The 12,421-nt window shown below is 70.6% G+C and carries 13 protein-coding genes and 1 tRNA gene; 4 read left to right on the forward strand and 10 right to left on the reverse strand.

The features are described from left to right. The 10 genes from VFX14_14255 to VFX14_14300 form a co-directional block, all read right to left on the reverse strand. Positions 1–1,008 (reverse strand): endonuclease MutS2 (locus VFX14_14255; protein HEU5190843.1); only part of this gene is annotated, 1,008 nt, incomplete at its 3' end. A 68-nt stretch (positions 1,009–1,076) separates the two neighbouring features. Continuing rightward, positions 1,077–1,271 carry a 30S ribosomal protein S21 gene (rpsU, locus tag VFX14_14260; protein ID HEU5190844.1) on the reverse strand — a complete coding sequence of 65 codons (195 nt, stop codon included), beginning with the start codon at positions 1,269–1,271 and terminating at the stop codon, positions 1,077–1,079. An 83-nt stretch (positions 1,272–1,354) separates the two neighbouring features. Next, positions 1,355–1,915, reverse strand: coding sequence for an aminoacyl-tRNA hydrolase (gene pth / locus VFX14_14265; GenBank protein HEU5190845.1), 561 nt, complete (start codon positions 1,913–1,915; stop codon positions 1,355–1,357). Beyond that, entirely contained in the window at positions 1,916–2,611 is a 696-nt protein-coding gene (locus VFX14_14270) for a 50S ribosomal protein L25 (GenBank protein HEU5190846.1), read from the reverse strand. Between the two features lie 22 nt (positions 2,612–2,633). Then, entirely contained in the window at positions 2,634–3,575 is a 942-nt protein-coding gene (locus VFX14_14275; GenBank protein HEU5190847.1) for a ribose-phosphate pyrophosphokinase, read from the reverse strand. 116 nt (positions 3,576–3,691) lie between these two features. Then, positions 3,692–3,768: transfer RNA gene (locus VFX14_14280), tRNA-Gln, on the reverse strand. Positions 3,769–3,776: 8 nt separating this feature from the next. Next, complete coding sequence (ispE, locus tag VFX14_14285) at positions 3,777–4,754, reverse strand: 4-(cytidine 5'-diphospho)-2-C-methyl-D-erythritol kinase (protein ID HEU5190848.1); 978 nt, start codon at positions 4,752–4,754, stop codon at positions 3,777–3,779. Further along, a complete protein-coding gene (locus VFX14_14290; GenBank protein HEU5190849.1) occupies positions 4,717–5,523 on the reverse strand; it encodes a hypothetical protein in 807 nt (268 codons plus the stop codon). The genes ispE and VFX14_14290 overlap by 38 nt, the downstream gene beginning before the upstream one ends. Next, positions 5,489–7,258, reverse strand: a complete 1,770-nt coding sequence (locus VFX14_14295; protein HEU5190850.1) for a tetratricopeptide repeat protein — start codon at positions 7,256–7,258, stop codon at positions 5,489–5,491. Before VFX14_14295 ends, VFX14_14290 begins: the two co-directional genes overlap by 35 nt. Beyond that, positions 7,255–7,758, reverse strand: coding sequence for a DUF721 domain-containing protein (locus VFX14_14300; protein ID HEU5190851.1), 504 nt, complete (start codon positions 7,756–7,758; stop codon positions 7,255–7,257). The genes VFX14_14295 and VFX14_14300 overlap by 4 nt, the downstream gene beginning before the upstream one ends. A gap of 98 nt (positions 7,759–7,856) precedes the next feature. Between VFX14_14300 and rlmD the strand changes: the two genes are divergently transcribed. From rlmD to VFX14_14320, 4 genes are read left to right on the forward strand one after another with little or no spacing between them, the layout of a single operon-like run. Further along, positions 7,857–9,272 carry a 23S rRNA (uracil(1939)-C(5))-methyltransferase RlmD gene (rlmD, locus tag VFX14_14305; GenBank protein HEU5190852.1) on the forward strand — a complete coding sequence of 472 codons (1,416 nt, stop codon included), beginning with the start codon at positions 7,857–7,859 and terminating at the stop codon, positions 9,270–9,272. Between the two features lie 10 nt (positions 9,273–9,282). Beyond that, complete coding sequence (gene nikB / locus VFX14_14310) at positions 9,283–10,200, forward strand: nickel ABC transporter permease (GenBank protein ID HEU5190853.1); 918 nt, start codon at positions 9,283–9,285, stop codon at positions 10,198–10,200. A gap of 53 nt (positions 10,201–10,253) precedes the next feature. After that, positions 10,254–11,180, forward strand: coding sequence for an ABC transporter permease (locus VFX14_14315; GenBank protein HEU5190854.1), 927 nt, complete (start codon positions 10,254–10,256; stop codon positions 11,178–11,180). A 21-nt stretch (positions 11,181–11,201) separates the two neighbouring features. Next, positions 11,202–12,404: an amidohydrolase family protein gene (locus VFX14_14320; protein ID HEU5190855.1), complete on the forward strand. Its 1,203-nt coding sequence runs from the start codon at positions 11,202–11,204 to the stop codon at positions 12,402–12,404. Positions 12,405–12,421 lie beyond the last annotated feature (17 nt).

Genomic DNA, 12,421 nt, shown 5'->3' on the forward strand with positions numbered 1-12,421 from the left:
CTGCGCCATCATGGCGAGGAGGCCCAGCGTCTTGAGGGCGACCGTCTTGCCGCCCGCGTTGGGGCCGGTGATGACGAGCAGCGGGCGCTCGGCGTCGAGGAGGAGATCGACCGGGACCACGGTGCGCCCGGGATGCTTCCAGCCCTGGGCGAGGAGCAGGGGATGGCGCGCGCCACGCACGTCCACTAGCCGCGCCTCGCCGACCGCGGGCTCGGTGGCCTGCATGCGCTCGGCCAGCTCGGCGCGGGCGAAGATCAGGTCCGCCTCCCCGATCCCGTCCACGAGCCGGGCGAGCTCGGGCAGCGCCTCCCGCACCGCGTCGGTGAGCGCAGCGAGCACGCGGAGGACCTCGGCCTCCTCGTCACGCGCCAGATCGACGAGGGCATTGTTGTCTTCGACCACGGACTCGGGCTCCACGAAGATCGTGGCGCCGCTCTGGCTGCGGTCGTGGACGATCCCGCGCAGCCGGCCCTTGGCGCCGGCCAGCACGGGGAGCACGTAGCGGCCGTGGCGCACGGTGACGTAGCGCTCCTGGAAGAGCGAGTCGGCGCCGGGCTGCTGGAAGAAGCCCTCGAGCCGCTTCACGAGCTCGCGGCGCAGCTCGCGCAGGCGCCCGCGCAGGCGGCGGAGCGCGGGGCTGGCGTCGTCGCGCAGGGAGCCATCGTCGTCCAGCGCGTGACGGAGCCGGTCGCGGAGGGGACGCACCGAGGGCAGGCTGCCGAGCGCGCGGCCCAGCTCGGGCGCGTCGGGCGCGATGCTCCGGCCGTAGCCAGCGAGTCGGCCCGCCGCCTCGAGCAGGGGAATCAGCGCGACCAGCTCGGCGCCCTCCACCACCGCGCCGATGGTGCGCGCGCGCTCGAGGGTGTCGCGCACGTCGGGAATCACGTCCCAGGGTGGGCTGCCCGCGGTGCCCAACGCGATGCGGCCCTGGCGGGTTTCCGCCAGGGCCGCCTGGATCTGGGGCAGGTCGGTCGAGGGCTTGAGAGCGAGCGCTCGCTCTCGACCCATGGGCGTATGCGTGTCGAGGGCCAGCAGGCCCTGGACCTGGGCCCACTCGACCCCGTTGCCGCCTGAGACTAGTCGGAGAACCGCTCGCGTTTCTTTGCCTTCTTCCGCGCCGCGAGCGTCTTGCGCTTCCGCTTGACGCTGGGCTTCTCGTAGTGCTGCCGCTTGCGCAGCTCCGACATGAGCCCGGCCTTCTCGCACTGCTTCTTGAAGCGCTTCAGTGCGTTCTCGAAGGACTCGTCGGGCTCCACGATGACCTTGGTCACTCACGTCCCCCCTCTCCGGGACCGAAACGGGCAACAGATGGTGAAGCGACCACTGTATAACACGGCCCCCAGGGGGCTGCAATCTATGCCCCCTCACGACGATCGAGGAGCTTGATCGCCTGCTGGGCCGCCTCCTCGCAGGCCGCCGTCACGACCTCCTGCTCCTCGGGGTAGAAGGCGGTCAGGACGTGGTCCACGACCTCTTCCCGACGCCGGCCCGACCCCTCCGGAGGCTCCGGCCGACCGATCCCGATCTTCACGCGCCGAAGCGCGTCGGTCCCGAGGGCCACGATGAGCGAGCGGACGCCGTTGTGCCCGCCCGCGCTGCCGCTCATCCGGACGCGCACCTTGCCGACGGGGAGGTCCAGGTCGTCGAACACGATGACGAGATCGGTGGGAGCCAGGTGGAGGCGCCGGGCGATGCGGGCCACCGCGGGCCCGCTCTCGTTCATGTAGGACTGCGGCTTGACGAGATAGACGGGCTCCCCGTGCCAGCGCGCCGCGCCCACCAGATGACCGCCCTCGCGGGCGAAGCGCGCGTGCAGGGTCTTCGCGATGCCGTCGAGGACACGCGCCCCCACGTTGTGGCGCGTGTCCCGGTACTCCGGGCCGGGATTGCCGAGCCCGATGATGGCCTGGGCCACTTACTTCTTCTTCGCGTCCTTGTCCTTCTCCTTGACGTCGGCCGCTTCTTCCTTCGGCTTCCGCTCGGTGAGGACCTCGGGCTCGGCCGGCGCGGCCGCCACCGTCTCCACCGCCGGAGCCGGCGCAACCTCTTCCGCCGGAGGCGGCGCCACCGTGGCCACGGCCTGATTACCGTCGGTGAGGACGCGCACGCCTTCGGGCACCGGCAGCTGGCTGACCGTGAAGACGTCGCCGATGGCGAGGTTGGAGACGTCGGCGGTGAGGGCCTCGGGGATCTGGCCGGGGAGGCAGGACACCTGTACCTCGCGGAGGATCATCTCGAGGATGCCCTTGGTCTCGCGCACGCCCACCGCGTCGCCCACGTGGCGCAGCGGCACCGTGACCTGGATGGGCTTGTCCATGGCCACTTCCTGAAGGTCCACGTGGACCAGGTCTTCGCTGACGGGATCGAGCTGCATGTCGCGGATGATGGCCATCCGCTTGTCGCCCGACCCGTTGAAGGTCACCTGGACGAGCTGGGTGCCGCCCTCGTGGCCGTGGATCAGCCGGAAGATGTCCTTGGGATTCACGGTGATCTTCACGGGCGCGCTGCCGCCGTACAGCACGGCGGGCACGCGCCCGGCGCGCCGGAGACGCTTGGCGGCTTCCTTGCCGGATCCCTCGCGCTTCTCGATGCTGAGTGCTCGGATTTCCATGATGTCCTTTCTCTGCTCGCGGCTAGACGAACATCTTCGACACGGATTCTTCGTCGTGAATGCGGCGGACCGCCTCGGCGATCAGTGGACCGACCGAGAGCACCCGGATCTTGCCGATCTGCTTGTCGGGGATGAGCGGGACGGAGTTGGTGATGACGACTTCCTCGAGCATGGACTCGCTGATGCGTTTGATAGCGGGACCGGAGAGCACGCCGTGCACGGCGGCGGCGAGGATGCGCCGCGCTCCTTCACGCTTGAGGGCATCCACCGCCTGGATCAGCGTTCCCGCCGTGTCGATCATGTCGTCGATGATCACCACGTCCTTGCCCTTGACGTCGCCGATCAAGTGCATGAAGACGGCAACGTTGGGACCGTCGCGGCGCTTGTCGATGATGGCCAGGCCCGCGCTGAGCCGCTTGGCGATGGCGCGCGCCCGCTCGACACCGCCCGCGTCGGGCGAGACGACCACCGGGTCCTTGAGGTCGCGCTTGGCGAGGTAGTCCACGATCACCGGGGGCGCCGCGAAGAGATGATCCACCGGCATGTTGAAGAAGCCCTGGATCTGGCCGGCGTGCAGGTCCACCGCGAGGACGCGATGACAGCCCGCGGCGGTGATCAGGTCCGCCACTAGCTTTGCGGTGATCGGCACCCGCCCCATCACCTTACGGTCCTGGCGGCCGTAGCCGTAGTAGGGGAGCACCGCGGTGATCCGCCGCGCCGACGCGCGCTTGAAGGCGTCGAGCATGACGAGCAATTCCATCAGATGGTCGTTCACCGGGGGGCACGTGGGCTGGATCACGAATACGTCCTGGCCGCGGACGTTCTCGTTGATCTGCACGTACACCTCGCCGTCCGAGAACCGGGAGACGTCGGCGTCGCCCAGCGGGAGCTGGAGCGTTTTGGCGATCTCCTCGGCGAGCGGCCGATTCGCGTTCCCCGAGAAGAGCTTCAGCTCATATCCCATTCCGCGTCCTCTACCCGTTTCCGGGCCGGTTGATCCGACCGAACTGCCTGCCCCGAATGCTGCGACCGAGTTGCCTCCACACTTCTCAACATGCCAAGAGGCATGTTGATGACAAATGGTTGGGGCGGGAGGACTCGAACCTCCGAATACGGGATCCAAAGTCCCGCGCCTTAGCCAGCTTGGCCACGCCCCAGTGAATCGTCACCCGCGGCTCCGCGCTACGCGGATACACGCGCCGCCCTGTGTCCGTACCGCCCACACCGACCAGCCCGCACGCGTCACGCGCCGGCGAATCGCCCGCGCGTGGTCGTAGGAGCGCGCGATCCCGAACACCGTGGGCCCGCTTCCCGACATCACCGCGCCCAGCGCGCCCGCGGCGAGCAGAGCCGCCTTCATCTTCGCGATGGCCGGCACCGCCGGCTCGACCACCGCCTGCAAGTTGTTCGTGAGCGCGGCCGCTATCTGCCGCGGGCTCCGGCTCCGCAGCGCCGCGATCATGCGCCCGGTGCCCGCCGCCTCTTGCGACCAGCCCGCCGGCACGCGCTGATAGACCTCTTTGGTGGACAGCGGGAAGTTCGGATTCACCAGCACCAGCCCGAGTCCTCCCGTTGCCGGCAGCGCCGCCAGCCGCTCGCCACGCCCGGTCGCGAGCGCCCGGCCCTTCCCGAGGAAGAACGGCACGTCCATGCCGAGACGCTCCGCCAACTCCTGCAGCCGCTTCACCGGCCACCTGATCCCCCACATCCGATTCAGCGCCCAGAGTGCCGCGGCCGCGTCGCTCGAGCCCCCACCCAGCCCCGCCGCCACCGGAATCCGCTTGTCCAGCCGGAGCCGCGCCCCGCGGTTCACGCCGGCCGCATCGCGCAACAGCCGCGCCGCCCGTATGACCAGATTACCCTCGTCGGTGGGCAGCGCGGGATCGCTCGTCACAAGGGAAAGCGAGTCGGCGGGCTCGACCGTCAGGCGGTCCCAGAGATCCACGGATTGGAGGATCGTGGCGAGCTCGTGGTAGCCGTCCTCCCGCTTCCTCAGCACCTCGAGCGTCAGGTTCACCTTGGCCGAGGTCTGAACGACGAGCCCCCGTGCAGTCCTCAGCCGCTTCGACAAGGCAGAGAACAGTAACACGCGCTGCGTCGAAGTGTCAACGGAAGTCTTGGATTTCCACGCCTTGCGGGACATCGAGCGCGAGCAACGCGGGGTCGAAGCCGGTATCGACCGCGGGCTCGCGATAGGTGACCGCGACCTCGAGCCGCCCGTCGAGCGTGACCAGCGTGATCGCCTTGGCCACGCTCCCGCCGGTGGCCGGATCCTGGGCCGGGCGCGTGAATGTGACGCGCATGGGGTTCTTCCCCTCCGTCCACTCGACCTTGACGGGCCGGCCCGCGGCATCGAGCCAGGTGCGCTGGGTACCGTCGTCGCCGCTCAGGCGGAGGGAGGGCCCCACCTCGTCCGCGGGCACGAGCGCCCCCGAGCGCGGCGCGCGCAGGGGCCGGACATGGCCGGCGAGGAGGGCCACGAGGTCCTCGGTCGGCAGCGCGAGTCCGAGCCAGCGGCGGTTGGCGTCCGGCGTGGACGGTAGGAGATAGGCGCGACCGGCCGGCACCTCCCAGATCGTCACCTGCTCGGGCCGGGCCGCCACGACGAGGAGCGGGGGCCCGAAGGGCGAGAGCGCCTCGAAGCGCAGGCTCGAGGGGCGCCGGAGGAGGAGCACGCCGGTGAAGCGCTGCGATCGCGCGCGCTGCCGGATCGCGATCTCGGCGAGGGTGCGGAGATCGCCGAAGCTCTGCCACGCGTCCTCGAGCCGCGCCCGTGCGCTGTCGACGTCGGCCGGCAGGGGCGGGGTGGGCCGGGCGCTCGCGCAGGCGCCCAGCGTCAGCGTGAGGACGAGGAGAAGAGCGAGGGAGCCCCGGCGGCTACTTGGTCTCGATCTTCGGCTTGGGACTCTCACCCTTGGCCCGGAGCTGCTTCTCGCGCGCCTCCTGAAGCTTCTTCTTGAAGCCGTCGCCGAGGCGGTTTTCCTTGTCCACCGAGAGCGCCCTCTCCCACGCCGCGATGGCGTCTTCGACGCGGCCGTTCTTCACGTAGGCGTCGCCGAGATGGTCGAAGATCTCCGGGTCGTCCTTGGCTCGATCGGCGGCCCGCTGGAGCTCGCGGAGGGCCTCGGCGTACTTGCCCTGCTGGTAGTACGCCCAGCCCAGGCTGTCGATGAAGTAGCCGTTCTCGGGCTCGATCTCGAGCGCTTTCTGGATGAGCTCCACCGCCTCGGGGAGGTTCTGCCCCCGCTCGGCGAACATGTAGCCGATGTAGTTGTAGGCCTCGGCGTGCTTGGGATCGAGCGCGATCACTTTGCGGAAGGCGGCGACGGCGTCGTCGTAGCGCTGCTGCTTCTCGCGCACCACGCCCAGCTGGAAGTAGAGGTCCTTGTTCTTGTCGTCCAGCTGAAGGCCTTCGTTGAGCGTGTCGGCCGCGCGGTCGTACTGGTTGCCGCGGAAGAGCGCGGTGGCGAGATAGAGGAAGAGCTCGGGGCGCTTGGGCTCGAGATTCACGGCCTGCCGCAGCACCGTCACCGCCTCGTCGTAGCGCTTGGCGCGGCTCAGGAGGAACCCGAGCTGCACGCGCGCGTCCACCGAGCGCGGGTCGGCGGCGAGGATGCGCTCCAGCTCCACCTTGGCCTCGTCGTCCTTGCCCGCCTCCATGAGCGTGGTGGCCAGGAAGTAGCGGGCGCGGATGTTGCCGGGCTCGAGGAGGAGCGCGCGTCGGAAGGACGCCGCCGCGGCATCCCAGGCCTTCTGCTCGTACTGGATGGCGCCGAGCTTGAGCCAGACCCGCGGATCACGCGGGGCGGCGTCGGCGAGCTGCTCGATCTCCGCCTGCGCCTCCTTGAACCGGCCCATGCGCACGAGAAGGTCGCCGAGCCGCTCGACGAACGCCGCGTTGTCAGGATTAGCCAGGATGGCTGCCTTGTAGGTGGCGATGGCCTCGTCCGGCTTCTTCAGCGTCTCGTAGACGTAGCCCAGGGCCTGCCAGGCGCCATCCTGGTCGGGATCGAGCTCGACCGCGCGCTTCAGGCGGTCGAGCGCCTCGTCCCAGTTCTCCGCCTCGATGGCGATGCGGCCCAGGATGTAGTACGCCTGCGCGTGCCCGGGGCGCTCGGCGATCAGGCGCAGCAACACCGCGCGGGCCTTGTCGTAGTTCTTCTGCTCGAAGTGCTGCTGGGCGAGCGCGAGGTAGGCGTCGGGCGACTGCGGCGAGATCTGGATGACCTTCTCCAGCTCGGCCTCCGACTCGGGAAGCCGACGCGCCCGGCGGTACAGCTCGGCGAGCGTCAGGTGCGCCGCGGTACTGGAGGGCTCGAGATCGACGGCGCGCTGCGCAGCCGTGATGGCCTCGCTCGACTGATTGGAGCGGGCGAGCCACTGCGCGAGCTGGGTCCAGAGGGCCGCGGTCTTCGGATCGCTCTCGATGGCCCCGCGCAGCTCTGCGATCGCCTCGGGCATCCGGCCCGCGCGCGCGTACATCTGGGCGACCGTGAACCGGTAATACGCGGTGGCGGTGCTGTCGGTGGCCGTGGCGGTCTGGCGAGCCGGCCGAGGCGCCTCCGCCTCGGGGCTGGAGGCGCCCATGCTCGCGCAGCCGGGAAGGGCGAGCAGGAGTGTGAGCGCGAGCGCACGACGGATGGTCATGAGGGGTCCTTCTCCGCCGGGGATGGCGAGGGCCGCTGCCGGCGAGTCAACCGGTCCTTGGTCAAAAGGCGCCGGAGCGCCGAGGCGAGCGCGGGATCGTCGAAACCCGCGACGGCCTGCTCGATCGCTCGCGCGTCGTCAGGCGAAAGCCGAGCCGGAGCGTCGGATCCGGATGGTGCGGCGGCCCGCCGGATCGTGGGGCGGGCGCCGAGCGCGAAGCGCAGCGACAGCACGGAACGCCCATGGCGGCGCCGGAGGGCGTCGAGGATTTCCCCGCTGCGCAGCTGGAGCTCGGAGAGCCAGGGGGAGTTGTCCGCCCGGATCTCCAGCGCGGCGTGCTCGAGCGCGGCCGGCCAGGAGCGCCTGGCGAGCGCGGAGCCCACGATGTCGGCCCACTGCCGCTGGAGGTCCCCGACCAGCATGCGCTCGGCCAGGGCGGGTACCGCCGCGGTGAGCAGGTCGCCCACCCGGTGGGGGGCAGAAACCCGCGCTGGATTCATGGTGCGCTCAATGATACGCGACCGATCCTCCAGCGGCTACTCCGAACCGCCGAGGTCAAATTGACTCCGATTCCACGCACCCTTATAGTGAGCGCGACATGGCGCGAGCCCGGCGCGGCGACACCCTGTCCGTCACCATCGACGACCTCGCGTACGGGGGCGAGGGCGTGGGCCGCGCCGACGGCTACGTGGTGTTCGTCCCGGGGGCCGTCCCCGGCGACACCGTCCGGGTCCGGCTCACCCAGGCGCGCGCCCGGTTCGGGCGCGGGGCCATCGAATCGATCGACCAGCCGTCCCTCGACCGCGTCGAGCCACCATGTCCCTACTTCGGCCGGTGCGGCGGCTGCCGCCTCCAGCACCTGCGCTACGAGGCGCAGCTCGCGCTGAAGACCAAGCAGGTCACCGACTGCCTGCAGCGGCTGGGCGGGATCGGAGCCTTCGAGATGCGGCCCATCCTGCCCGCGCCCGAGATCTACGGATACCGCAACAAGATGGAGTTCACGGTGGCGCGCGCCGGCGCCGGCGAGCGCGTGGTGCCCAAGGGGCGGCGGCTCGACCCCGGCGCGGGCGGTGAAGGCCCGGTGGTGGGTCTGCACGAGGCCGATCGCTACGACGCCGTTCTCGACATCGAGCGCTGCCTGCTCCAGTCGGACCGGATGAACGCCCTCCTCGACGAGGCGCGGCGCTTCATCCAGGAGCGCCGTCTCACCGTGTACGACCAGGAGAGCGGCGAGGGGCTCCTGCGCTTCCTCATGCTGCGCGAGGGCAAGGGGACGGGCGAGGCGATGGTCAACATGGTCACCTCCGCCCCGTCGGTGTCCGAGCTCGAGCCCCTGGTGGGCCGGGCGCAGGCACGGGTGCCCGAGACGTCCAGCGTCGTCCTCAACGTGAATCCGAAGAAGGCCAGCGTGGCCGTGGGTGTCGAGGAGCACCTCCTCGGGGGCCGCGACCACATCCGCGAGTCGCTGGGCGGGCTCACCTTCCAGGTCTCGGCCGGCTCCTTCTTCCAGACCAACACCGCGCAGGCCGAGCGCCTCTTCGGTCTCGTGCTGGACGCGGCCGCGCTCACCGGCGAGGAGACGGTGCTGGACCTCTATGCGGGCACGGGCGCCATCAGCCTGCTCCTCGCGCGGCGCTGCCGCCGCGTGTTCGGCATCGAGGTGGCGCCGGCCGCGGTGGCCGACGCCGTGCGCAATGCGGAGATCAACGGGATCACCAACTGCACGTTTCTCGCCGGCGAGGTGCGCTTCGCCCTCCCAGAGTTGATCAGCCGTGGTGTGGCGGCCGACGTGGCGGTGTGCGATCCGCCGCGCGCGGGCTTCCACCCCAAGGCCCTCGCCGCGCTCGCCACCCTCGCGCCCGCGCGCGTGGTGTACGTCTCGTGCAACCCGGCCACCCTCGCGCGCGATGTGGGTGAGCTCGCGCGCAGCGGCTATCGGGTGGAATGGGTGCAGCCGGTGGACATGTTCCCGCACACGCCGCACATCGAGGTCGTCGCCCACCTCACCCGATGAGCTGCCATCGATGAAGGCGTATCTGATCCGCAGGCTGTGGCAGTCGGTGCTCGTCCTCTTGGGGGTCTCCGTGGTCGTGTTCCTCATCCTGCACCTCACCGGCGATCCCGCCGCGCTGCTCCTGCCGCCCGATGCCACCGCCCTGGACCTCGAGACGCTCCGCACCGCGCTCGGCTTCAACGATCCGGTGGCCGTGCAGTACCTGCGCTTCCTCCGGGGGGCGGTGCAGGGGAACTTCGGCGAGTCGCTTCGCCACGGCGAGCCCGCGATGACCCTCGTCGTCGAGCGCCTGCCCGCGACCTTTCAGCTCGCGGGCGCGGGCCTCCTGATCGCGCTGACGCTGGCTATCCCCGCCGGCATCGTGTCCGCAGTGCGGCGCAACAAGCCGGTGGACTACATCGCCACCGTGGTCGCGCTGCTGGGGCAGGCCATGCCCACGTTCTGGCTCGGCATCATGCTCATCCTCATCTTCTCGGTGCGCCTGGGCTGGTTCCCGTCGTCGGGTCGAGGCGACCTCGAGCACCTCGTGCTGCCCGCCATCACCCTGGGCCTCTTCACCACCGCGCGGATTACACGGCTCACGCGCTCGGGCATGCTCGAGGTGCTGGGTCAGGACTATATCCGCACCGCCCGCGCCAAGGGCGTCAGCGAGCCGCCGGTGGTGTGGAAGCACGCGCTCCGGAACGCGTCGATTCCCATCGTCACCATCGTGGGCATCGAGCTGGGCACGCTGCTGGGGGGCTCGGTGATCACCGAGACGATCTTCGCGTGGCCGGGCGTGGGGCGCCTGTCCGTGCAGGCGATCTTCAATCGCGACTATCCCGTAGTCCAGGCCGCGGTGTTCCTCCTCGCGAGCACGTTCGTGATCGTGAACTTCCTCGTGGACATCGTGTACACGTATCTGGATCCGCGGATTCGATTCCGATGATCGTATCCGTTCGCCTCGCCGTCGGCGGCAGCTCGCCGGACTTCCGCTAGGCCATGGCCCCGCCCACCGCCGCGCGCGTCGCCGTCGAGCCCATGACCATCGCGCCCCCGCGCCCCTGGCGCGAGCGGGAGTGGGTGGTGCTGACCGCGCGGCTCGTCCGCCGGCGTACCGCGCTATTCGGTCTCGTCGTGGTGCTGGTGGTGCTGCTCGGCGCGCTGCTCGCGCCGGTGGTCTCGCCGTTCGACCCGCTCGCCCAGGACATCGGCCAGCGCCTGAAGGAGCCGGGCTGGGCGGACCCGCAGGGCCGCATCCACCCGTTGGGCACCGATCACCTCGGCCGGGACATCCTCGCGCGCATCATCCACGGCTCGCGCATCGCGCTGTCGGTAGGGCTGGCCGCGGTGTTCATCTCGGGCGCGCTTGGCATGGTGATCGGGCTGGTCGCCGGCTACTTCGGCGGCAAGGTGGACGACTTCTTCATGCGCCTGGCCGACATCCAGCTCGCCTTCCCTTTCATCCTGCTCGCCATCGCGGTGATCGGCGTGCTCGGGCCCAGCCTGCGCAACATCATCATCGTGATCGGCGTGTCGTCCTGGGTGGTGTACGCGCGGGTGGTGCGCGGCGAGGTCCTCTCCATCCGCGAGCGAGAGTTCGTCCAGGCGGCGATCGCGCTCGGCAGCCGCGACTGGCGCATTCTCGCGCGGCACGTGCTGCCCAACGCCTTCACGCCCTGGCTGGTGGTGGCCACGCTCGACATGGCGCGCGTCATCGTTATCGAGTCCGCGCTGTCGTTCCTGGGCCTCGGCGTGCAGCCGCCCACCCCGACATGGGGCGGCATGCTCGCGGATGGCCGCGTGTACCTCTCGACGGCGTGGTGGCTGGCGACCTTTCCCGGCCTCGCCATCCTGATCACGGTGCTCGGCATCAATCTCTTCGGCGACGGTCTCCGCGACACCCTCGATCCCCGGCTCAAGGTCTGAGCCCTTCACGAGATCCCCGGCATGCCTCTCGTCCTGATCGGCGGCGCGCTCATCGACGGCACCGGTGCCGAGCCGGTGAAGGGACGCGCGGTGGTGGTGGAGAACGGGCGGATCACCGCCGTCGTTCCGGACGCGCAAGCGCCCCGGGGCGAACGCGTGGATCTCGCGGGCCACACCCTCCTGCCGGGTCTCATCAACTGCCACGTGCATCTGTGCCTGGGCGCCGAGGCGGATCCGGTGCGGCCGCTGCGCGACGAGCCGCTCGGCGTCACCGTCATCAAGGCGCTGCTACGCGCGCGCGAGAGCGTGGAGGCCGGTGTCACCACCGTGCGCGACCTCGGCGGGCGCGACTATGCGGAGATGTCGGTGCGCCGCGCCATTCACGAGGGCTGGGCCCCTGGCCCCCGGATCCTCGCCGCGGGCAAGGCCATCTGCATGACGGGCGGGCACGGCTGGTGGGTGGGACGCGAGGCCGACGGGCCCGACGACTCGCGGCGTGCGGTGCGCGAGCAGCTCAAGGCCGGCGCCGACGTGATCAAGCTCATCGCCACCGGGGGCGTGATGACCCCAGGCGTGGAGCCGGGCGCCTCGCAGCTCACCGCGGACGAGATGCGCGCGGCCATCGACGAGGCGCGCAAGGCGGGCCGCCGCACCGCCGCGCACGCCCAGGGGTCGGGCGGCATCGCCGACGCGGTGGATGCGGGCATCAGCACCATCGAGCACGGGATCTTCCTCACCGAGGAGATCGTGGCGCGGATGAAGGCCCGCGGCACCTACCTCGTGGCCACCCTCAACGCGCCCGCGGCGATCAGCGCGGGCGGCCTCGCCGCGGGCATTCCCGACTACATGGTGCGGAAGTCGGACGCGGTGGTCCCCCCGCACATCGCGAGCTTCCAGCTCGCCCGGCGCGCCGGGGTGCCCATCGCCGCGGGCAGCGACGCGGGCACCCCGCTCAACCGACACGGCGACTACGCCGTCGAGCTCGAGCTCATGGTCAAGTACGGCATGACGCCGCTGGAGGCGATTCGCGCGGCGACGTCCACCGCGGCGGAGGCCCTGGGGCTCGGCGACGAGACAGGGCGGATCGCGCCCGGCCTCGCCGCCGATCTGATCGCGGTCGCCGGCCAGCCCGCCGAGCGCATCCAGGCGCTCGGCGAGGTGCGCATGGTCCTCACGCGCGGCCGCGCGGCGGTGCCCTTCGGCGGCGCGCGCGCCTCCGCCTAGCGGAAGAGGGCAAGCAC

This window comes from Candidatus Methylomirabilota bacterium, assembly GCA_035764725.1.
Classification (GTDB): Bacteria; Methylomirabilota; Methylomirabilia; order Rokubacteriales; family CSP1-6; genus DASRWT01.